Genomic DNA, 22,996 nt, shown 5'->3' with positions numbered 1-22,996 from the left:
CCCTCCTTTTTCATCTTGTTCCCCAACCATTTGACTTGATTGTTGCTAGAGCATAAAGTCGAAGTGGATATAAAATGCAAATATGAATTAACCCATATATTGGTGCTAACAAAAAGATATGTGGATAGCGCAAAACATAGAAAACGTTTCTTGCATAAGCTGACAAGCTTAGGTAGAAAAGATAATAAACTAGCAAAATATAACCCATTGTAGCGGATTTAATAATAATACTTCCAATAATGACAAAACCAAACATAAACCACATAATAAGTTCAAGGAGAACCCAAATTAGTGTTCGTGGTTTTTTAAAACCTATCTTTAATGCAATAAGACTTTCTCTAAAAAAGGACTTGTTCCACCTCACTTGTTGCTTAATAAATTGTCTAAGTGTTGATGGTACATCTGTAATACAGCGTGCCGTTGATTGATAGATAGTCTTTCCTTTTAAGATGGCATAGTTTGTAAGACAGCGATCATCTCCAAACTGCACAGGTTCCCCTAAAAACATTTGATTTTCATAATGTTCAATGTTTTCTAAAATCATTTCTGTACGGTAAGCGCTAAAACACCCGCTACATACTAAAATATTTCCTGTAACAGACTGCGCTGATCGCTCAACACGAAAAGCATTGTCATAACGCATATCTATTAGCCTTGTAAACAAACTATCTTCTCGGTTTCGAGCTCCTACGTGACCTGTTGTGGCCATTACTTTTTCGTCGTTGAAAGGTTTGATAAGTTCACGAATAGCATCAGGAAAAAGGTATGCATCAGAATCTACTGTTGCAATAATATTTCCTCTAGCCCTTTTGAATCCCCAAATTTGTGCGTGACGCTTTCCTTGATTTTTCTCTAGACGATGGACAATAAGAGCTGTATTGTGAGCTGTCTTCTCATATTCTTTCTTGAAATTCACCATCGCTTTATAAGCAGATATATCTTTACTTCCGTCATCAATAATCATAATTTCTTCAATTGGATAATCCTGTTTAAGAAGACTATCCACAGTAGCCATAACTGACTCTGGACTCTCATTGTAGCAGGGAATAATTGCTGAGACTTTGTGCTCAATTGGTTCTTCTTTTTTAGGATTGTACCAAAAAGAGAGAGCCATTTTTCCAACCATATATGTGACCATAATGCTCCCATATATGCCAAGGAAAATGTTGAATCCTCCTTTGATTGTTGCATTTACATAGAACAATACGCACACAAGTCCAATAAATAACGCAACTACAATCGTTTTTTGCCCATATGTATCACGATTAGAATTGAACGTTTTTTCTTTCTTTAAAGGTTGTACATCCACGTCTTTAACCTCCTCTTTACAAGCTTGTACACAAAACAAAGTAAGCTTTTCTGTTTTGGTCTCAACTTTCATGTCTAACAATATATTATACTGAGATAAAAATAGTCAACGAGACAAATGAACGTAATTATTCCCATAATTTCCTTTGGAATGAGTGGTTAAAAAAGGAATTTCTCTTCCTTTTCAAATCATAAAAAAAGGAATAATTATTATATAAAAATACATTATATAAAGAACTTTGTTTATTTTTCTAAGAGCTTCCTTTTCCTTGTAACGCATAGAAAAAGGGAGCTTCTCCTTGATAGAGAACTCCCTTTTTTAAATCTTCATATCTCTTCCGATATTATCTCTTACTGTGAAAATATTTCTTCATATAAATGAGTGGATTGCTTCTTATAAACTAAATCTTTCTAACTAAGACTACAGATGTTTTTGCCTCTCCTGGTGATAAACGTATGAAGCATTAGGACCTATAAGCTAAGTGAAGAAACATTTTCTTTTTGGCAATCTTTAATCTTTTCCCACATATCACCGGCTACTTTCTTCAACTCATCAGGGGGGATAGGACGTGAAAAATAGTACCCTTGAATTTCATCACATTTCTCCTGGTGTAAAATAAGAGCTTGGTCTCTTTCCTCGACTCCTTCTGCAACAATGGATAGATCAAGACTTTTAGCAAGTGAAATAATAGAACTCACAATAGCTGCCTCTCTTGAATCTGTATAAAGATTTTGAATGAAAGAACGGTCAATCTTTAGCGTATGAATAGGAAGTCTTTTTAAATAACTAAAGGATGAATATCCTGCTCCGAAATCGTCAATAGCAATCGAGATACCGTGTTTCTTCAATTTCACAAGCTTTTCAATTACAAGATCTACATGTTTCATAGCTACACTTTCTGTGATTTCTAGTTCAAGTTTGTTTGGAGAAAACCCTGTTTCTTCTAGGATATTAAGAATCATGTCAACAAAAGATGGTTCCGCAAACTCAACGCTTGATATATTAACGCTAATCTTTAAAGAAGAAAAACCTTCTTCCTTCCAACGTACTCCTTGAGAACACGCTTCTCTGAGTACCCACTGCGTCATTGGCACAATAAGTCCACTTTCTTCTGCAATAGGAATAAACTCGCCTGGAGATAAAAATCCCATCTCAGGATGATTCCAGCGAATAAGGGCTTCCACTCCTACGATTTCTCCCTTTATAATGTTCACTTTCGGCTGATAGTGAAGCGCAAACTCGTTTTTTTTCAACGCTTGTCTAAGTCCATCTTCAATTTCCATTCTTCTATTTACATATGTCTTCATAAGGGGCTCGTAGCATTTCCAACCGTTTCGCCCTAACTTCTTTACCTCGTTCATTGCAAGATCTGCGTTTCGTACTAGCGTTTCAACTGTAACTCCATCTTCTTGGAACTCACTTATTCCAATACTAACACTGTGATACAATTTGTATTTATTAACAATAAATGGTGGTACAAATGCCTCTAAAAGTCGATCCGCTAACTGAAATACTTCTTCTTTTGCTTGGGGGGAATACAACATAAACTCATCTCCACCCATTCGAGAAAGCGTATCAGTGCTACCCAAGCAGCTCTTTATTCTTCTTGTTGCTTCAATTAATACCTGATCTCCACCATGATGACCAATAGCATCGTTAATTTGCTTGAAGCGATCAATATCAATTGAGAGCATAAAAGCTTGTTTATTTTCTTGTTGCACTTTCCATAAATCTTGCTTAACAATTTGATGAAAAAGCGTTCTATTTGGTAGATCTGTTAAACTGTCATGAGAGTTCAAGTATTGAAGTGTCTCTTTAGCACGATGATTTTCCGTTACATCTTGAGTAATTGTTTGAATGTAATTTTCCCCATTCATAATAATCACAATCGACGTTGCTTGAACTGAAAGATAATGATTCTGGTTCGTTTTCACTTTCACTTCATCTATAAAAAAGCTATCCTCGTCTTTTAATTTCATAAATTGATCAATTCGACTTTTAATGTGTTGACGCTGACTTTTATCTATAAATTCTGTAATATTTCGTCCGACAATTTCCTTCTCATGTTCAAAGTGCAACATTTTTAAGAACCGAGCATTAACAGAGATAATTTCCTCTCCCTTATGAAGCACAATTGAGAGCGGAGAAACATCGAAAAGACTGCGATATCTATTCGTTGCTTCTTCTAACTGCTTTTTTTGTAAATGTTCTTCGGTTACATCTCTTACTGAAATAATATACTGCTCCATAAATTCAAAAGTTGCTTTCGTAATGTTAACGCAAATTCGGTATTGTTTATCATTAACAAATATAGTGCTATAAATCTGATCTCGAGAAGAGGATGAGACCTCTGTTAAAAAAGACAAAAAATTAGTAATAGGTTTGCCACTTACTTCTTGTTTTTTAATATGAAAAAACTCTTCACCTTTTTCATTTATACCAAGTATGTTGCCTTCCTCATTCGTAATGAAAATAGCTTCTGTTGAAGAATGAAAAATAGCTTGTTGAAGAGTATGCTGGTGTTTAGTTCGCTCGTCCATATATATAGTAAGGAAAATCATTGAAAACATTGTCATAATACAAATAGCAATAACAACTGAAAAGAAAGCAGGATTGATATATGAACCCACCGCTGTATCCACTTCTTTTGGATAAAACTGAGCCGCGTTCATTCCCATATAATGCATTCCTGTAATAGCTATTGCCATAAAAGCCGCGCAAATTAGTTTCACTTTCCATGTTAGTTGATAGTTAGTATAAAATGCTATCCTCAATGCGATAAACGATGCTATGAAAGCAATACAAATAGATAACAAAACTTTTGAGGAAGTATATGACACTATAACTGACGCTATTGCACTCATTCCAATATAGTGCATGAGAACAATGCCACTCCCCATAAAAAAAGTTGCAAATAATAAAGCAAATAAAGAATTTTCCCCATAATGAATATAGGCTAAAGCTAAGTAACAACCAGCCGTTGCAAAGAGAATCGAAACAACAATATATCCTATATGATAATGCACATTTAGAGGTAGAGAAGGAGCAAGCATTCCAACAAAATGCATTGACCAAATCCCCATTCCAAGTGCACAAGATCCGCTCCACAGCCAAATTCGCTCTCCTTGCTTCGATTGAAACCTAAGTCGGGTTGCAAAACTAAATGACGCATAGGCTGAAACCATAGCAATAGCAAATGATAGAAAAACAAGCCACACATTATAGTGACCGTGAAAAGGCCCAGCATCGTTCATATTGTTTGTTCGTTCCTTTCTTAACATGCACTAATTTCTAACTTCTATATCGGTCAGAAAAAGATATTGTTAAGAATTAAACTCCTCCTAATGTATATTTTAAACATTTAAAACATTTGAGATCATCCTTATATCCTGTTTACAAATCCTAAACTTTTTCTATATAGAAGAGAAGGAGTTCCTAATTATTATCTAGAAAGTATCTAAAGGTGATGATAATGTTAATCAAAGTGATAAACAGTTTCGTAAAACAAGATAAACGCTATGCTTTTTCTTATTCTCAAAAACATTGGAGCGCTCTTGCACATATTGAAGGGTTTTTAGGTCAATTTGGTGGGTGGAATATTGTAGAACCAACAGATGCTTGTATTATTGGTATATGGAAGGACACTGATAGTTATCGATCTTTTATGAATGACGTTCACGATGATATTTTTTATAAGAACGGGCAAAAAGCTTCATACGATAAATTAGAAACTACTTTGTCTTCAAATGGTCAATTTGTAAAAGGGATCTATCATCACACTCGCTCAAGTATTGTTGGAGCAAACTATATGATGATTACTTCTATTTCTCATAATAATCACGATAAAAGCCTTATTCCTTTTACTCTCATCTCAGAAAGAGATCGCTGTTTAAGCACCTTTGTTTTTGCTGACGAGCATACAAGTACATTCATATCCCTCTTTGGATACGCTCCGCCTGATGCTACAAAGCATGTTTTGCAAAAAAATAAAATTCCTGTTCAACAACAAAACATCTATAAATTAGAAAAAGAATGGACAGTGTTACAAACCTTTTCCTCTTAAACATTATAAAAGCTACCCGCTAAGCGGGTAGCCTAAGCCATGATATTTGATTCTGTAACGATGTTACAAATCATATTATTTATGACCAGCTAATTGTGATTGAGCAGTAGCAACTAAACGCTTTGTGATCTCTCCACCTACAGATCCGTTAGCACGAGCAGTAGTATCAGCTCCAAGTTGTACACCAAATTCGCTAGCAATTTCATACTTCATTTGGTCGATTGCTTGTTCAGCACCTGCTACAACAAGTTGGTTGCTGCTGTTGTTGTTGTTTGCCATGTTTTTCACCTCCTTTGTTTTCTATACCTTTAATATGTCTTTCTCCCCTTTCCTCAATACTATGTAATGTTTGGATGAAAAGGAAATTTTGCATCTTATATATCCTCTATTCTAACTACTTCTCTTTTCCCTTACATAATTCACCTCTCAACTAAAAACTCAACGATATGTAATTTCATAAAATACATTTTTTCACACACCCTCTAACGTTCTTTGAATACGATGTTGTTGGAGGTGAATATATGGAATTTCGCTGCAACAATTGTAAACGAAGAAAAGAATTTTGTGGATGTTATAAACCAAGAAATCAAAGGGGTAAAGATAAGTGTAGGCCTAAATGTGAGGACGTCAGTGGAGTACCAGGCCCTAGAGGACCTCAAGGAGAGGCTGGGCCAGCAGGTCCTAGGGGACCTCAAGGGATTGGGCTACAAGGTGTAGTACCTTTTGATCCGACTGAAGCACCTTTCTATCCAGCAGGACAAATTGTTACTTATATGGGAAGTCTTTATATTACTGATACTGCTTCACCAAGCGGTGTACCGAGTACTTCTTCAGACTATACGATCCTTGCCTCAGCTGGTGCAGATGGACCAACAGGGAATACTGGGACACCTGGACCGACCGGAGCTACAGGGATAGGACTTGACGGCATCGTTCCGTTCGATCCAGCGGCAGCTCCTTCTTATCCTGCCGGACAGCTTGTTACTTATAATGGCAGTCTTTATATTGCCGATGTCGCAGCTCCTACGGGTACACCAGATACGTCACCAGACTATACGCTTTTAGCCGCAGCCGGCGTCACCGAACCGACGGGCATTCAAGGACCTAGTGGTGCGACAGGCGTTCCGAGACCAACCGGAGCTACAGGGGCAGGACTTGACGGCATCGTTCCGTTCGATCCAGCGGCAGCTCCTTCTTATCCTGCCGGGCAGCTTGTTACTTATAATGGCAGTCTTTATATTGCTGATGTCGCAGCTCCTACGGGTACACCGGATACGTCGCCAGACTATACGCTTTTAGCCGCAGCCGGCGCGACCGGTGTGACTGGACCAACGGGACTTCGTTACTGGCCTTCCTGGACCGACAGGACTTACGGGTGCGACGGGCATTGGACTTGACGGCGTCGTTCCGTTCGATCCAACGGCATCTCCTTCTTATCCTGCTGGGCAAGTCGTTACCTATAATGGCAGCCTTTATATTACAGATGTCGCAGCCCCTACGGGCACACCAGATACATCACCAGACTATACGCTTTTAGCCGCAGCCGGTGCGACTGGTGTTACTGGACCAACGGGACTTGCAGGTGTCACGGGGGTTACTGGACCAATGGGACTTGACGGTGTCACGGGTGCTACCGGACCAACAGGACTTGACGGTGTCACAGGGGTTACTGGGCCAACGGGACTTACAGGCGCGACGGGCGTTACTGGGCCAACAGGGCTTACGGGCTTCACTGGATCAACAGGTGCTACTGGAACAGCCGTTACAGCTACTTCTCTAAATGCTGTTGACACAGGTGGATCAGTATATGCTGTTGTTTTAGGTGGAACAAATATTGCGCTTCCTACACAGAATATTGGTGGCGGAATTACTGCCAATGCTGGAAATACTGTATTTACTGTTCCTACAACAGGACGTTACTATATCACGTACCAAGTCAATATTACAGCTGCTTTATTAGTAAGCACTAGACTTGTTATAAACGGTGCAGGAAACCTTGCTTCAACTATTGCCCCAGTAGTTGGTCTCACAAGTTTCAATAATGATGTAATCGTACCACTTAATGCAGGTAGTACTATTTCTCTTCAATTTTTTGGGCTCATAGGTCTCGCAACTTTAATTGCTGGCGGAGCTGGAGCTACCTTGACAATTATTCGAGTAGAATAGTCAACAAACTTTATATGAAATAAAAAATGTAGCAAATTCACAAAAAAAATAGGCACCAATTTTATTCACAATAATAAAATAAGTAATGAAGAAAAGGCGCAACGTTACAATGCGCCTTTCTTCATGATCTCTTTTTAAAAAGCGAAAGGGTGAACAACATGGTCTCCATCAGCTTATGTATGATTGTAAAAGATGAGGAAGATACAATTGAAAGATGCTTGAACAGTGTAAAAGAGCTTTGTGATGAAATAATTATCGTTGATACAGGCTCAACTGATAAAACAAAAGAACTTGCTCGCCGCTATACGAAAAGGCTGTTTGATTTCAAATGGGTTCATCACTTTGCAAAGGCTCGAAATTTTGCGTTTAGCAAAGCAACTAAAGATTACATTTTATGGCTTGATGCAGACGACGTTATTTTAAAAGATGATCTTCAAAAACTTCTCCTGCTAAAACAAACACTTGATCAATCAGTAGATGCTGTAATGATGCCTTATAACCTCGCTTTTGATAGTAGTGGAAATGTTACTTTCTCATCTAAGAGACATCGACTTGTAAAGCGTTCAAGAAACTTCCAATGGATTGGGGCTGTTCATGAATACTTAGCTGTCGGAGGAAAGATCATTCGACAAGATGCGGCCGTTACACATCGCAGCACAAAGACAGAGAAAAGTGATCGAAATCTAAAGATTTACCAACAAAATTTAAAAGATGGAAAAACTTTTTCTCCACGTGACCTGTACTACTATGCAAATGAATGCTTTGATCATTCTTTATACGATGAAGCCATAGCTCATTATGAGAAGTTTCTAAAGAGCGGACTTGGATGGAGCGAAGATTGCATTTCAGCTTGTGATAAATTAGCAGAAATATTTATAAGAAAAAATGAACAAGACAAAGCTATTAAAGCTGCACTACGCTCCTTTGAATATGATTTGCCCAGAGCCGAACATTGCTGTAAATTAGGATATATTTATTTAACTCAGCAAAATATTGATAAAGCTATTTTCTGGTATAATTTAGCAACTAAATTAGATATACAACGAGCTGAAAATACAGGTGGGTTTGTTCAAAAAGCTTATTATACTTGGATCCCTCATATTCAGCTCTGCGTGTGCTATGACCGCAATGGCAACATTGAAAAAGCATTTGAACATAACGAAAAAGCTAGAGAATATGCCCCTACTAATCCCTCTGTTTTATATAACAAAGAATACTTTGAAAAACGCTTTTCTAAGAGCTAATCAGAAGTCCCTTAAGAGATATTTCTTAAGGGGTTTTTTAACTAAATTAACCTTATAATGACATTTTTGAACATTAATAAACTATCTACGGAATTTATAAGGAATTATGGTATGATTGGATAAAGATGTGTTAACGGACAAACTTACTAGATGAGGTGATCAGGGTGGGAGTAGCATTTTTTATTTTAGTCATCGCAGTCATTCTCGTTGTGGCTGTGCTTTACGTTTCCTACAAAAACAAGCAAAAACAGGAGTTTTCTTACAACGATGACAGCATGAAACCTACGATATATGGTCATGTTCATGGAGCTGAAGGAATAGAGGAAAACAAAGTAGGACGGATTGAACTTTTTCATGATAAGGTGATGATTAATCAAGTTGCCATCATTCCCCTACATAGAGTAGAAATGGCTGAGTACTCAAAAGTTGTTAAGAAAGAAAAAAGTGCAGATGGAAATAGTGTAAATAGGTATTATGGAAATCTCACAATCTTCTTTACTGATCGAAATGGAGCTGCATCCTCGATCAGGTGTGAGACCTCCAAACCTAACCAATTTAACTCTCTTCACCAGTATAAACATCTTGTTAAAGAAATTAATCGGGCTACAGGATCTGAGCTAGATGGAAAACTATTAAAACAGGAACCATATGAACTTTAAACAACACACCTTAGCTTGTAGAAATTCCTTCTACAAGCTTTTTATTTACAAAGGAGCGTTTTTCTTAACACCAGTCCTCCTATGCTATTTCATCTTTTTTACTACCTTTCCATCTTCAACAGTAAAAACAATTTTAGCCATATTGACAAATAAACCATTCTCTACTACGCCAGGAATTCTGTTTAATTTCTGAGATAATCCCTCTGGATCTTCGATAATCTCAAAAGAACAATCTAAAATATAATTTCCATTATCTGAAATATAAGGATCTGTTCCATTTAATCGACGTGTTGCAATACTACCTAGCTCTTCAATTTGTCGGGCTGTTCTTTCCCATGAAAACGGGGTTACTTCTACAGGGAGAGGAAACTTCCCTAGCTTTTCTACCATTTTACTTGAATCAGCCACAACGATAAATAAATCTGTTGCATCAGCTATCAGCTTTTCTCGAAGAAGAGCTCCGCCTCCTCCTTTTGTAAGCGCAAAATGACAATCCACCTCATCTGCTCCATCTATCACAACATCAAGGTGATTTACTTCAGCAAATGTTACAAGAGGTATGTTGAGATCAAGAGCTAGCTTTTTAGTTTCTTCTGATGTAGGAATAGCTCTTATGTTCATTCCTTCTTTTACATATTCTCCAACCTTTTGAATCGTATAATAAACAGTCGATCCCGTTCCAAGTCCAACGACCATGTCGTCTTTTACATATTGTGCTGCTGCTTCTCCAACTGCCTTCTTTTCAATCATTTCTTCACCTTTTTTCCGCATAAAATTCATCATCATTATAACATCGTTCTCATTGAAAAGAAAAATCACCTTCTCTATTCTTCATCTTTCTTTTCCTATCATTTCATATAAGAAAAACTTTGACCAAATTCGTCAAAGCTTTAAAATTAACCTTATCCTTCTTTTTGTACTTTCTTTGCATAAAGCAGTTCCTCAAGGGATGCTTTGAGTTTCTTTATATCTTCTAAAGCCTCTTCTATATACTGAGAACGCTTTTTTATATAACTAATACGGAGAATCTTTTCAATATCCTGTCGTTCGTTTCCTACAAAATCTGCTTTCTCCGCTATGTTTTCTAGCTCTGGCTCCCTTAATATAGAAAGCTTATATAGAAAGCTCTCATGATTGATGAGCGTTTGAATAGTTTTTATCAAACTCAGATTGTATAACTCTGTATGTTGTAAATGGCTAACCAACTTCTCGAGCTCAACAAGCGCAAGAGCATCTATTTTAATTTCTTCTTTATGTTTAGCAATGTGAGAAAAGCATTGCTCTGTCATCTGTTCATAAAGCGCTTCGATTCCTGTGAGCACTTCACTAATTTTCATAACAAATTCACATCCCTTTTGTAATCAACACAAGCTTTACATCCTTTGTATATGAAAAAAAGATGATGATTAGAACTCTGCTTTTCTCTTATCTATATAACGATGGAAAGGCTGAAAAAAGATATGGTTCTTCACTCTCTAATTCAAATGGCATAAGACGTGTGTCATATGAAATGAACTGCAATTGAGAAGGATGATTTTCTTGTCCACTAAAACATGCAAGATCCATTCCCTCAAAGAGCTGCTTTATGTCATTTTCTCTATCATGAAAAACATTTTTCCCCCATGCTGCTATAACAAGATCAGCATTTCTTGTTCCATAATATAAATATCGATCTGTTTCAGCGCCTATTGCATCTTCCTTATCTAGATCACTAAGATCCTCTGCCTTTTGAGCCCGATAAGAAAATAAATTTAAGCATTCCACAGCATTAAACCCCCACTTTTTTGCAAATGTAATACATTTGCTTGTAACGTAATCTTCACGAATTTCGTCCGCATTGTCCGGATAAAGGGTGATAAACGCAACTTTACGCTCTCTATCATTTCCCCATTTACGTTTTAACGAATATCTGTATGTTCCTGTTTCATCAAAAATAGCTTCTCTCTTCATCAAAGACCCACCTCGTTATAAAGTAGTTTCCTTTCGTCACTTTATTCTTATTATCATTACGGAAAACAATGACACTTTTCAATCGTGCCCAAAACAATTTGTTTTTTATACCCATGTACATGTAAATTGCCACTATATGAAAGTGGGAAAAACGTATGTAGCATTAAAAAGTGTTGTACACTATAATAGAATCTAACCTGAAACGTTTCTTCAAAAGAAAGGATGATTTTCTTGAGTGAAACACACACATTCTCACGTGGTGAAGAAATTGCTAATGCAATTACACACGGAATTGGGACTATTTTAAGTATCGTTGGTCTTACGCTGCTCGTTGTATTTTCTGTTCAATTTGGGGATGTTTGGCATGTAGTTAGCTTTACTGTTTACGGGACAACAATGCTACTTTTATACACTTCTTCAACGCTTGTACACAGTTTTCCACACGGACGTGTTAAAGATTTGTTCGAGATTTTTGATCATTCTTCTATTTACTTGTTTATTGCGGGGACTTACACTCCATTTTTATTTGTGATTATTCAAGGAACAGTTGGATGGACACTTTTTGGAGTGGTATGGGGACTAGCTGTAGCAGGAATAGTATTTAAAATTTTCTTTGTGAAACGCTTTGTTCTTGTCTCTACGCTTCTTTATATTGCAATGGGATGGCTAATTGTACTAGCATGGGATCCTCTTGCTTCTTCTCTAGCAGGACCAGGCCTGAATCTACTTGTTGTAGGTGGAGTTTTATATACGATAGGAAGTATTTTTTATGTTTGGAGAGGTTTTCCTTATCATCATGCAATATGGCACATTTTTGTTCTTGGCGGAACTATCACACATTACTTAGCGATATTGCTATACGTTCTTCCTCATTAGAATTTAGAAATTTATTAGGAAATCAAAAATGACCCTCTTTTTATAAGGGTCATTTTTGATTTAAAACAAGGACTTTTGTAAGTTTAATGGTAACATTCTATCCTACAATTATTTTTCTAATATAATCTCTTCATTAATCTATTTTTAAAATCCCTCATTTATTTCTTTTTAGCGAGATAAGTAAGTGTCTTTATCGTTTTGTAATTATTTGAACCATCTTCACACATTCTAAGACTAATAGTGTCTATGATACAATTTAAAAAACAAATACAGGTGTGTGAACATTATGATTCAAAAAAAAGGAAAGCTAATCGTTATTATTGTATTGTTCTTCTTTTTTGTATATTTGTTAGTCTTTTCACCATTTAATGCTATCCAAACGCTTTATCCAGAAAGTATTTTAAACGAACATACTCTTTCTGAGAAGTTTGAAGAAATGCAAGTTCAGGAAGTGGTTAAAAAAGGAAGATACACTTATATTGTAAAAACAAACAAACAAGACTACGTTGTTATTAAAGAATATAGCTCTATTATCCACTATAATTGGAGGGTTTATCCTTTTACTAAGGAAGAGAACTTTTAGCATTCCTTTATTTTGGAGTCATAAGCTTATTACCTTTGTACATTTCATACACATATGGATTTGTAGGAGCTTCTACCTTTTTAATCGTTTGAAGTTTGAGAGATGGCAAAATAAAACCTTCATACTCTTTCTTTTCAATCATGCCTGTTGCTTCAACCCAATCATCATCAGCGAATTCTTTAGACTCTTTAACATTAGCAAGCGTTCCATATACGGAGGCATCAGCTACACAGCATGACAATCCAAACCGTGCAATCACAAACTCATCCTTTTTAAAGTTATCCTCCCTATAAATAAACCCTTTCACTTTCACCTTTTTCCCAACAAAATCTTCAACATGTTCTTCAAGAATGTTCATCATTGGGATATACTCTTTTTCTGTTATCATAATTACGTCTTTTTGTAGCATCCTCTCTTTTAATTCTTCATAATATCCTTCAGGAGGTTTCTGAGGAACAAATCCTGCTTTGTGTTCAAGAGGAATCTCTCCATCCTCGGTTTGTGCTTCCTCTACTTCTCTATTTAATACTTCATCATAGTATTGTTCTAAAGCTTCATCACTTGTTAATTCTTCACGCTGTTCTACACTCGGTCTTTCTGTGACGTTTGCTCCAAATTTCACGCCTCGATTTTTAGCAACATCGCTTGTAAGAGCGTGATCAGGAAATAGAAATCCTGTTGCAATCGGCAAAAAGAATAGGCAATAAATCCACAGAGGAGCTTTACGGCTATGATGACACGAGCAGCTCTTTTGTTTTTTGTCTGAACCGCTTCGCCAAATGCCTATAGCTCCTAGAACAAAGAAAGTAAAAGAAGCAAAAGTAACAAAACCAAGCATTTTCGGTGCAACAAAGGAGGAAATATATCCAGTTAGCAGCAGTTTGAAAATAAAGAGAGCAAAACCAATCAAGAGCAGTCCTCGAATATAGTAATGGAAGCCTTCTTCGTCGTTTTTCATACTATACCTCCTACATAATAAAGTTATAAAGAACCGTTATGACGTAAACGGATATTGTGACAACAGCTATAAATATTAACACGAATCTTTTCTTAAAAAAGGCCAAATACATAACCGTATTTTTCAAATCAAGCATTGGTCCATAGATTAAAAAGGCAAGAAGTGAACTAGCTGAAAATGTATCTACAAATGAGGAAGCAACAAAAGCATCTGCTTCAGAACAAAGAGAAAGCACATACCCAAACACCATCATGACCGCTGGGGCAATAAAACCATTTCCTCCAATACTCATAAGTTCTCCTCTATCCAAAAACGTTTGAAAAAGACTTGCAACAAATGCCCCAGCAATTAAATATTTTCCCATATCAAAAAACTCATCAATGGCATGAAATAATGTTTGGCTCAATCGATTTCCATGCTGATGGGGCTCTTCGGCAGCAGCCTCATCTTTTAGTTGAGGCTTATTCTTTAGAAGCTTGTACATTACAATTCCAATTATGAAACAGAGAATAACCGTAAGCCCCATACGGCCATACACAATTTCTTTATTGCCTGGAAAAGCATAGAAAGTAGAAAGGAAAACAATCGGATTAAGAATCGGTGCTCCTACAAGAAGAACAACGCCTACGTGGATGGGCATTCCCTTCTTTACAAGCCGTCTGACAACAGGGATAATTGCACATTCACACACAGGTAAAAGTGCGCTCACTACCACACCTGAAGCTAATGCTTTATAAGGATTTTTAGGAATCCATTTCATTAACCATTCTTCTTTTACAAACACTTGAATAATTGCAGAAGCAAAAACACCTAATAAAATAAAAGGAATTGCTTCAAGCAATATACTTAAGAAAATCGTGTTTACATTCAGAAAAGCTTTTGGGAGGTTCATATCCAAATCTTTAACATCTAAAAAGAAAAAAGCATAGCCAAAAAATAAGATGAGTAAGACGCCTAGCACTTCTTTTGAAAGCCGTGATAAAGCCATTTTTTTCACCCTTTCTATTAAAAAGGTCTAGTATACGGCGATGACTTAGCTCCCTTTACGCTGAAAACAACAAACCTTTTCTATTAAAATTTAATAGTTAATAGATGTATATGGAGATACAAAAAATATATGATGCTCTTTTTTGTATTGCTCATTCATAAAATGTATGGTAGTTTAACTAATATGAAAAATAAAACGTAATTATTACGATTTGCATCACAAAACGGAAAAGGAGATATTGTTATGTTAGATTGGATTGTGATTGGCGGGGGAATTCAAGGAACAACAATGGCTCATTTTCTAGTACGAATGAGAAAAGTTCCGATTGAGAAATTAGCTATTGTTGATCCTCACGAAGCACCACTTGAAAATTGGCACTCTTGTACAGAAAAAATTGACATGCCATTTTTACGCTCACCGTCTGTTCATCATCTCGATGTTGAGCCATTTAGCTTGCAGAAATTTGTTTCGAAAAATCGCTCATTAACTAAACAAGATTTCTATGGACGTTATAAACGTCCTTCCCTCTATGCCTTCTCTGAACACTGCGGACATCTTATTCGGGACAGCAATCTTCTACAGGCATGGCACAAAGGCCGAGTTGTGTCTCTTTCTAGAAAAAAAAAATATTGGATGGTCATAACAGAAGAAGGAAAAAAACTTGAAGGCTTAAATGTTGTGCTTGCAATTGGTGTTAGCGAACAAACCTATTGGCCTGAATGGGCTAAATTATTGAAAAACAAGGATGCGCAGTCTGTTGGACACATTTTTGACTCTTCTTTTTCATTGAATAAAAGTCAAGAAATTACCATTATTGGCGGAGGAATTAGTGCTGCACATTTAGCTATTAAACTAAGTAAACAAGGACGCAGTGTTCATCTTATCACTCGGCATCCGTTCCGTATTGTTGATTTTGATAGTGACCCAGCTTGGCTTGGCCCAAAGAATCAGCTTATGTTTAGAGAGGAAGCATCATACCAAAAACGTCGTGCTTTTATTACAGATGCTAGACATAGAGGATCCATGCCCCGAGATATTTATATCAAATTAATTGAACAAACTCGGAAAAATAACTTAACAATTAGTAAAGATGAAATTCAAGAGGCAAACATAAAAGATAAAAAAATCATTTTGTATGGAAAAACAGCTCAATATGAAACAGAAACAATTGTATTAGCTACAGGGTTTTCTTCTTCTCTTCCAGGAAAAGAATGGTTAACTCCTCTGATAAACAAGGAAAATTTACAGTGCAGTGACTGTGGATATCCTATTGTTAGCTCATCTCTGCAGTGGAGTAATAACTTATATGTTGTAGGAGCATTGGCAGAGCTTGAAATAGGTCCAATTTCTCGAAATATTTCAGGAGCAAGGCAAGCAGCAGAGCAAATTGTGAAATCTCTATAAAACTTTTTTCTCTTTTCCCCTTGATAATTTTGTGTAGCAAAGGTATTATTGTAATGTTCAAATCGTAATAATTACGATTTTTCTATAAAAGGAGAAGCGTAAATGAAAAAAATTGGAGTCACCGTTTTAAGTGGATATCTAGGAGCTGGTAAGACCACATTATTGCACCACATTTTACATAATGAATCCTCTCTAAAACTAGGAGTTATTGTCAATGACATGAGCTCTCTTAATATTGATGGATCTCTTGTAAAAAAAGAATATTTCTCTCATACGAAAGAGACACTAGTGGAAATGCAAAACGGATGTATTTGCTGTACACTTCGAGAAGATTTGCTTTATGAAGTGGAAAACCTCACTAAAATTCAGGATTTAGATTATATCATTATTGAATCCTCAGGTATTAGTGAGCCTCTTCCTGTTGCTCAAACTTTTTCTTATGAGGATGAAGAAACAGGAATAGACCTTACAGTGAAGACATTTTTAGATACGCTTGTTACAGTTGTGGATGGATTAAATTTTATGAAAGATTATCGTTCAGATGAAGATCTTTCCGACCGAAATCAAGGATCAGATAGTACAGACGATAGAGGTATTTCCGAGCTTCTCATTGAGCAAATTGAATATGCAAATGTTCTTATCCTAAATAAAACCGATTTGCTATCAGTAGAAAAAAAAGACGAGTTGAAAGCACTACTACGTAAACTTAATGGAGAGGCTAAGATTATTGAAGCTGTTCAATGCTCTGTTTCTCTTGAAGATATTATAAACACTCGTTCTTTTGACTTTGACAAAATGAGCCTTTCTCCTGGATGGGTAAAAGAACTTAACAATGAACATACTCCTGAAACTGAGGAATACGGAATTACTTCCTTTATATATGAAAAAAGACGTCCATTTCACGCTCAGCGCCTGATGAATTTCTTTGAAACATTTCCTAATGAAATATCGCGTTCTAAAGGGTTTTTCTGGGTTGCTACAAGAAATGATGTTGCCTGTCTCCTTTCACAAGCAGGCGGTTCTATGACAATTAGTGAAGCAGGAAAATGGGTAAATACTCTTTCATATGAAGATAAAGAAGACATAGAACTGTCGAGCAGATTTCACCCTACTTATGGAGACAGACTTACAGAGCTTGTATTTATCGGAATCAAAATGAATAAAAACAAAATTATGAATGCTTTAGATGCATGCTTATTAACAAATGAAGAAATGAAAAAGGACTGGTCTACTTTCAATGATCCACTTCCTTCATTCTTGATTCAATAAAAGGAGAAGATACAATGAAAAAATTAATGATGTTATGCAGTGTTATGCTTTTATCTGCTGTATTTCTAGCAGGTTGCGGAAACGAAGACAGCAGTTCTTCTGAGAAGAAAAGCGACGGAAAACTAACCATTTATACAACAATTTATCCGATTGAGGATTTCACAAAGAAAATTGGTGGAGATAATGTTACCGTAAAAAGCGTTATCCCTAACGGTGTTGATGCTCATTCTTTTGAGCCCACAACAAAAGATATGCTAAAAATCGCTAAAGCTGATGCGTTCATCTACTCTGGAGCAGGTGCTGAAGGTTTTGCTGATGCAGCTAATAAAACGCTAAAAGATGAAGATGTGAAAATGATTAAAGCAGCTGAAGGCGCCGACCTTATTGCTGGTCATGATGATCATGACCACGAGCATGAAGAAGAACATGGTGATGAGCATGAGCATGGTGACCTTGATCCTCATTTCTGGCTTGATCCACAGCGTTCTATCGTCATGGCTGAGAATATTAAAAATGCATTATCTGAACTAGAGCCAAGCAAAAAAGATGAGTTTGAAAAGAATTTTAAACAAGTAAAAACTGATTTAGAAGAACTTGATAAAAAATATGAAGAAGCTATTAAAAATGCTCCTTCAAAAGAAATTTTAGTTTCCCATGCTGCATATGGCTACTGGGAAGATCGTTATGGCATTGAACAAATAAGCGTTTCTGGACTTTCTCCAACTCAAGAACCTTCACAAAAGGAACTAAAGGAGATTGTAGAAACAGCAGAAGAGCACAATATCAAATACGTTATCTTTGATGCAAACGTAACAAATAAAATTGCCACTCTTGTTCGTAAGGAAATCGGTGCAGAGTCTCTTACATTAAATAATATGGAAACACTTAGAGACCAAGACCGTGAAAACGGGGAAGATTACTTTAGCTTAATGAATAAAAACTTGGAAGCTTTGAAAAAGGCGCTGAACAGTAAATAAAGGAAAACCCCAAGGATATATCCTTGGGGTTTTATTTTATTGCTTTATAAGTGTTTAAAGCTTTTATATTTGTTTCCTCAGATCTTTCGCTTTTTTGAAGGAGTTTTTGCTTTGCTTTTTTAGGGTTGTCCTTTAAGTTGTATTGATCAATGATAAGCGCCAATGTTCCAGATACTTTTGGAGCTGCTGAAGAAGTACCTGCCATATAAATATATCCTCCCTTTGGAGACGTGCTAAGCACTTGTTCTTTCGTAAAAAGCTCCATTTTCCTCCATTGCTCAACTCCATATGCTTGAAGGAGCTTAATATCCCCTCCTGGTGCTGATAAATCAACATAACGACCTTTATTAGAAAAAACAGACAGATCTTTAGCAGGACCTGTTGAAGTTACTGCAACTACACCGCTAATATGAGCAGGTACATCTAAAAGATGTCCTTTCACTTTAACATCATTAAGTTGAAAATGCGATTTCATGAAGGAAGATACTTCGTTCTTGTTATTAAAATTAACTGAATCATTACCAACAGAAGCTACAACTACACTTCCCTTTCCTTCTGCATACATAACTGCTTTTTCATAAGCCAGAATTTCAGCAAGTTGACTTTTCGAACTTCCACCTTCTTCATTCATATGTTCAGAAGTTAGATACTCTCCTAAACTAAGATTAATAACATCTACATCATCTTTTGCAGCTTCAATAATTCCTTTAATAATCCAAATAGATTCAGCAGAAGAAGTACCAAATACTCGGTATGATTTAAGGCTAGTTTGCGGTGCTACTCCTCTCACTACTCCATTTGCAGCCACTTGCCCTGCGACATGTGTTCCATGTCCTGTCAAATCTTCAATATTATTTATTATGCCTTTTTCAGACTGTTCGGTTTCACGAAACCCACCTTGAGGAACCAGATTTTCAGATCCCTTTATTATATTATTTTGAAGAGCAGGATGATCTTCATCAATCCCAGAATCAATAATTCCCACTACCACTTCCTTAGAACCTTCAGAAATGGTATAACTCTTTCCATTGTTTGTAATCTCTTTCATATCCCACTGTCTGTCCCAAAGCGAGCTCGGTGCTCCAACGACATCTGACTGTTTAGCAGAAAATGCAGATGTAGAAGCTTTTAGAGAATAGTTATACGTCCGGACCATTTTATTTCCATTTAACCTCTGGACCTCAGCTTCACTTGCCTTTATTTGGATTAATCCGATTTCCCGTACCACATACGTTATTTTCATATTGTGCTGTTGGGCTTCTCTTAGAAACTCTTCTGTATATTCTGGGTTACTTAATAATACGCTATAGTAAGAAGTTCCATCTGCTTGTACTTTTGCATTCATACATAAAAAGAGAATACTACAAAAAAGAAGTGATATAAGATCCTTTTTTCTCACTGTTTTCCGCTCCTTAATCAAGTAGTAATAGTGATGGAAGGGATGGATTTTTCAATCTGAGCAGCGCATAAAGCTGACCTGTTATTCCAAGCATAAAGCCTACTCCCGAAAAATCATTCTTAATGCCATTTTGGAAATTGTACATTTCTAAATCCCTTCGGAAGTCTACAAGCCATTTCTCTATTGTGCTAGTAATCTCGTCTTCTTTATGACGAAAAGACTCAAGGCTTCTAATTTCGTTTAAGATATCTAAATTCCCCAATGTGCCATGACAAAGAGAATAGCCTTGATTATGTTTATTTCCACTATGCAGCGTGTTCTGCAAAGATTCTTCTAGATAGTTGACTTCCACTTCATTTCCTAAGTTATCCTTAATCTTACCTCTTCCAAGTAGAATTCCCGCTGAACCATGACACCATAGAGGAGCGGAATGAGTAGAATAATTCTCCCTATTGTCTTTCCATGCATGTTGTGACTCATCATAAAAACGATCTTCATAAAGAAGAGCCTGTTGAATGACAGAGATAAGCGAAGTATCATGATTCACTTTCGTTACATATTCACTCAATGCATAGCATATACCTGTTATTCCATGTGAAAACCCGCTTAAGGTAAGATTACGATTATGATCAGCTTCCCAATAAAGGTGCTGATCCTTTGTGATTGCTTTATTTACAATAGTATTCTTCACAACTTCCGCTGCTTTTTTTACAACTTCACTCTTTTCTACGTTGTAAAGGTTCACGAGCACTTTTAATAAACCAGCTAGTCCTCCAATAAAATCTAAACTTTTATAGGATTCAATGTCTCTAACTACTTTTTCAGCAAAGTCTTCATACTCCTTTATAGAATCATAAGATAGATTACCTGTCTTCTTCATATAGTGACTATAATAATAGTAAGAAGGCAAACCATAATACGCAGAAGCGTTTCGCCTATATACACTCTTTTCTACTAACTTGTTGATTGTACTATGAACCTGCGGAAGTATTATATCAACTCGTGAATCAGAAAATGTCTGAGCATATGAAGCCAAGTAAATCGCTATTCCACTGAGTCCGTCATAAATATTAAAATTCAGAGGACCTGATACAAGCTTTCCGTTTGGACTAAGATGGGGGGAAACCCACTGTATATATTTATCGTGGATTATGGCTCTTTCCAAAATACGATTTGTCTCTTGCTGAAGTAATGTGCTACACGATATTTCTCGACCTATCGTATGAACATGATGATAGCAAGAAAACTCAGGATTTCTTTCCCTATTTCCTTCTGTACTGCTCAATGCCATATTAATAAGCTGGATTTGATATTCCATATCTTTTGTTGATAAAGAGCTTATTTTATTGATTACTTCTTGCTTAGGGCAACAATGCAGGAGATTATAAGAAATCTCATGTCCACTACTACTGTAGACTTGCTCTTTATCAAAACTTGTATAAAAGTAAGGAACATCCCCTTTATACATGTCATCCATTTCAAACATATGGAGGAATTTAAAAGCTTCAAAACCTTCTGATGACCCTTGAAAAAGAGAAAGAATTCTTTTCCTTTCCTCTTTTTCCTTTAAATATTTAGGATGCAGCAACGAACTTAAAAATTTAGCATATATATATGTTGGACGCACAATAATTCGGACAGGAAAAGAAGAATGTTCTTCAATCATCTGCAAAATTAATTTGTCATCCTTTATAACTTGATAAGCTTTCGTAAATCCTTTTACAAAAGCATGTTCATATCCAAATATCTCTATTCCACTATCTTTATAAATTGGTAAGTTCGTTCCTCTTCCAAATTTACTTTCTTGAGACTCTACGGCAACCTTATCTGTCTTATTGTTCACAACGACTTCCTTGTCAAAAGTGTGAAGCTCAATATTTGTTAATCCACTTACATCTAACACATGGTTTTCTTCTGGGTAGCTTGTATGAGTAAAGAAAGTAGATTTATAAACTGTACGATTGATAGAAGATGAAACCTTTAATACGGAGTCTTTCTTTGATTCCTCTGTAAAGTAAAGAGTACTTTGAAAAAGAGTTTCAAGATCAATTAAGACGGGATGTAATCCGTTACATATAATATTTTCATAATGAAAATCAGATCCTTGAAAAGCATAAATAAAAGCTAGATGTATTCCTAATTCATAATAATAATTTGATACCTCATCAAGTGTCTGACAAGAGGTTGATTCTATATACTCTTGGAAACCATAGTTACTTTTGCTTACCATAATAGGTGTTTTCAGCTCGGTATCATATTGATGATTAAAATATCTAATAATCTTTTGATATAATTGATCTCCTTCTAATGAACGAGGTTTATAAACAATTTTTCCGCATTCACATATTAAAATAGCTACACTTTTCCCTTCACAATGAGAATCGCCTGCATCTACTTTTATAGATAAGAGCCGACCAAATTGTTGATGAAATGTTTCAGCTATTTCTTCATAATGGGCTATGTATGCTTTTATAATGGATAAGCTGTATTGGATAAATTGATCAGAAGTCCTATCAATCATTTCCCTAAGTACAGGATACTTCTTCAGTATGTTCTCCACAGCACTGTAATTAGAGAAAGCGTCATTAAATTGACGATAGAAAAAATCTTCTTCTCTATGGAATTCATCAAACATTTCGTGAAATTCATATATAACTGTTTTTCTTGCCAACTTATATAACATCTTCTTATATTGAATGGTTAGAGAATACAATAACGATTTTAAATCAAAAAAACTCTGATTCAACCGTCCTAGCTCTGTCACTAATTTTTCCGAAAAGCGATCTGTAAAATGAGTATAAAATGAAGGGAATTCATCTTCTTCAGTAAAGGGGGTAAATTGAAATTTTTGATTTCCAAGGAAAACTGTGTTAAAGTGAGGGGTATAAAATTTAGATTTATGAAACAACTTCATAGCTATCACATCCTATTTATCATAATAATCGGGTGCAGCAAGGCACCCGATTCTGTTTTCGTATTTTAGGCGACAAAGCTAAGGATATGTACGGCCATACATATTTTTAGCTTTTTAGTCGTTGCATGGTGATACGATTGATGCACATTGTGTTGTTGGGCATGCTGCTAGAGAAATGGGAATTGTGACTGTCCAAATTGCTCTTTCTTCTGCTCCACCCGCTAATTCCTTTAACTC

At 36.1% G+C, this 22,996-nt stretch carries 20 protein-coding genes; 10 read left to right on the top strand and 10 right to left on the bottom strand.

Translation table 11 applies throughout. The annotated features are described in order from the left end of the window. Nucleotides 1–10: 10 nt before the first annotated feature. Both BM012_RS04485 and BM012_RS04480 read right to left on the bottom strand, forming a co-directional pair. The gene (locus BM012_RS04485; RefSeq protein ID WP_082802527.1) at nt 11–1,309 is read right to left on the bottom strand and encodes a glycosyltransferase family 2 protein; all 1,299 of its coding nucleotides are present in this window, start codon (nt 1,307–1,309) and stop codon (nt 11–13) included. 470 nt (nt 1,310–1,779) lie between these two features. Then, nucleotides 1,780–4,563 (bottom strand): bifunctional diguanylate cyclase/phosphodiesterase, encoded by a 2,784-nt coding sequence (locus tag BM012_RS04480; RefSeq protein ID WP_064504975.1) that lies wholly within the window; start codon nt 4,561–4,563, stop codon nt 1,780–1,782. A 218-nt stretch (nt 4,564–4,781) separates the two neighbouring features. Here BM012_RS04480 and BM012_RS04475 point away from each other — a divergent pair, with 218 nt between their 5' ends. Then, nucleotides 4,782–5,372: a YdbC family protein gene (locus BM012_RS04475; protein ID WP_061803407.1), complete on the top strand. Its 591-nt coding sequence runs from the start codon at nt 4,782–4,784 to the stop codon at nt 5,370–5,372. A gap of 75 nt (nt 5,373–5,447) precedes the next feature. Here the strand turns inward: BM012_RS04475 and BM012_RS04470 are convergent, their stop codons facing one another. Further along, nucleotides 5,448–5,651, bottom strand: coding sequence for an alpha/beta-type small acid-soluble spore protein (locus tag BM012_RS04470; RefSeq protein ID WP_061803406.1), 204 nt, complete (start codon nt 5,649–5,651; stop codon nt 5,448–5,450). A 234-nt stretch (nt 5,652–5,885) separates the two neighbouring features. Between BM012_RS04470 and BM012_RS26025 the strand changes: the two genes are divergently transcribed. From BM012_RS26025 to BM012_RS04450, 4 genes are all read left to right on the top strand, one after another. Next, nucleotides 5,886–6,089: a hypothetical protein gene (locus BM012_RS26025; RefSeq protein WP_139210303.1), complete on the top strand. Its 204-nt coding sequence runs from the start codon at nt 5,886–5,888 to the stop codon at nt 6,087–6,089. A gap of 888 nt (nt 6,090–6,977) precedes the next feature. Beyond that, a complete protein-coding gene (locus BM012_RS27010) occupies nt 6,978–7,538 on the top strand; it encodes a BclA C-terminal domain-containing protein (RefSeq protein WP_061803404.1) in 561 nt (186 codons plus the stop codon). Nucleotides 7,539–7,687: 149 nt separating this feature from the next. Beyond that, complete coding sequence (locus BM012_RS04455) at nt 7,688–8,782, top strand: tetratricopeptide repeat-containing glycosyltransferase family 2 protein (protein ID WP_201030242.1); 1,095 nt, start codon at nt 7,688–7,690, stop codon at nt 8,780–8,782. A 164-nt stretch (nt 8,783–8,946) separates the two neighbouring features. Further along, complete coding sequence (locus tag BM012_RS04450; protein ID WP_061803402.1) at nt 8,947–9,441, top strand: hypothetical protein; 495 nt, start codon at nt 8,947–8,949, stop codon at nt 9,439–9,441. Nucleotides 9,442–9,525: 84 nt separating this feature from the next. Here the strand turns inward: BM012_RS04450 and rpiA are convergent, their stop codons facing one another. The 3 genes from rpiA to BM012_RS04435 form a co-directional block, all read right to left on the bottom strand. After that, nucleotides 9,526–10,191 carry a ribose-5-phosphate isomerase RpiA gene (gene rpiA, locus BM012_RS04445; RefSeq protein ID WP_061803822.1) on the bottom strand — a complete coding sequence of 222 codons (666 nt, stop codon included), beginning with the start codon at nt 10,189–10,191 and terminating at the stop codon, nt 9,526–9,528. A gap of 152 nt (nt 10,192–10,343) precedes the next feature. Then, nucleotides 10,344–10,778: a hypothetical protein gene (locus BM012_RS04440; RefSeq protein WP_061803401.1), complete on the bottom strand. Its 435-nt coding sequence runs from the start codon at nt 10,776–10,778 to the stop codon at nt 10,344–10,346. An 88-nt stretch (nt 10,779–10,866) separates the two neighbouring features. Next, nucleotides 10,867–11,391 (bottom strand): DUF1643 domain-containing protein, encoded by a 525-nt coding sequence (locus BM012_RS04435; protein WP_061803400.1) that lies wholly within the window; start codon nt 11,389–11,391, stop codon nt 10,867–10,869. A 231-nt stretch (nt 11,392–11,622) separates the two neighbouring features. Here BM012_RS04435 and trhA point away from each other — a divergent pair, with 231 nt between their 5' ends. Next, the gene (gene trhA / locus BM012_RS04430) at nt 11,623–12,267 is read left to right on the top strand and encodes a PAQR family membrane homeostasis protein TrhA (protein WP_061803399.1); all 645 of its coding nucleotides are present in this window, start codon (nt 11,623–11,625) and stop codon (nt 12,265–12,267) included. A gap of 286 nt (nt 12,268–12,553) precedes the next feature. Next, nucleotides 12,554–12,850, top strand: coding sequence for a hypothetical protein (locus BM012_RS04425; protein ID WP_061803398.1), 297 nt, complete (start codon nt 12,554–12,556; stop codon nt 12,848–12,850). 7 nt (nt 12,851–12,857) lie between these two features. Here BM012_RS04425 and BM012_RS04420 read toward each other — a convergent pair whose 3' ends face one another. Next, entirely contained in the window at nt 12,858–13,808 is a 951-nt protein-coding gene (locus BM012_RS04420) for a TIGR03943 family putative permease subunit (RefSeq protein ID WP_061803397.1), read from the bottom strand. Nucleotides 13,809–13,818: 10 nt separating this feature from the next. Beyond that, complete coding sequence (locus BM012_RS04415; RefSeq protein WP_061803396.1) at nt 13,819–14,796, bottom strand: permease; 978 nt, start codon at nt 14,794–14,796, stop codon at nt 13,819–13,821. Nucleotides 14,797–15,039: 243 nt separating this feature from the next. On the opposite strand from BM012_RS04415, the gene BM012_RS04410 reads away from it, so the two are divergent. From BM012_RS04410 to BM012_RS04400, 3 genes are all read left to right on the top strand, one after another. Then, complete coding sequence (locus BM012_RS04410; protein ID WP_061803395.1) at nt 15,040–16,200, top strand: NAD(P)-binding domain-containing protein; 1,161 nt, start codon at nt 15,040–15,042, stop codon at nt 16,198–16,200. Between the two features lie 102 nt (nt 16,201–16,302). Next, nucleotides 16,303–17,469 carry a GTP-binding protein gene (locus BM012_RS04405; RefSeq protein ID WP_061803394.1) on the top strand — a complete coding sequence of 389 codons (1,167 nt, stop codon included), beginning with the start codon at nt 16,303–16,305 and terminating at the stop codon, nt 17,467–17,469. A 14-nt stretch (nt 17,470–17,483) separates the two neighbouring features. Beyond that, nucleotides 17,484–18,446 carry a metal ABC transporter solute-binding protein, Zn/Mn family gene (locus tag BM012_RS04400; RefSeq protein ID WP_061803393.1) on the top strand — a complete coding sequence of 321 codons (963 nt, stop codon included), beginning with the start codon at nt 17,484–17,486 and terminating at the stop codon, nt 18,444–18,446. 31 nt (nt 18,447–18,477) lie between these two features. Here the strand turns inward: BM012_RS04400 and BM012_RS04395 are convergent, their stop codons facing one another. Continuing rightward, entirely contained in the window at nt 18,478–19,845 is a 1,368-nt protein-coding gene (locus BM012_RS04395; RefSeq protein WP_061803392.1) for a S8 family peptidase, read from the bottom strand. Nucleotides 19,846–19,858: 13 nt separating this feature from the next. Beyond that, on the bottom strand, nt 19,859–22,759 hold the full coding sequence (locus BM012_RS04390) for a type 2 lanthipeptide synthetase LanM family protein (protein ID WP_061803391.1): 2,901 nt from the start codon (nt 22,757–22,759) through the stop codon (nt 19,859–19,861). Between the last annotated feature and the right edge of the window lie 237 nt (nt 22,760–22,996).

It is taken from the genome of Priestia endophytica DSM 13796, from assembly GCF_900115845.1.
Classification (GTDB): Bacteria; Bacillota; Bacilli; order Bacillales; family Bacillaceae_H; genus Bacillus_I; species Bacillus_I endophytica.
Note: the sequence above shows the minus strand (reverse complement) of the source record. Positions and strands in the feature narration are given on the sequence as shown.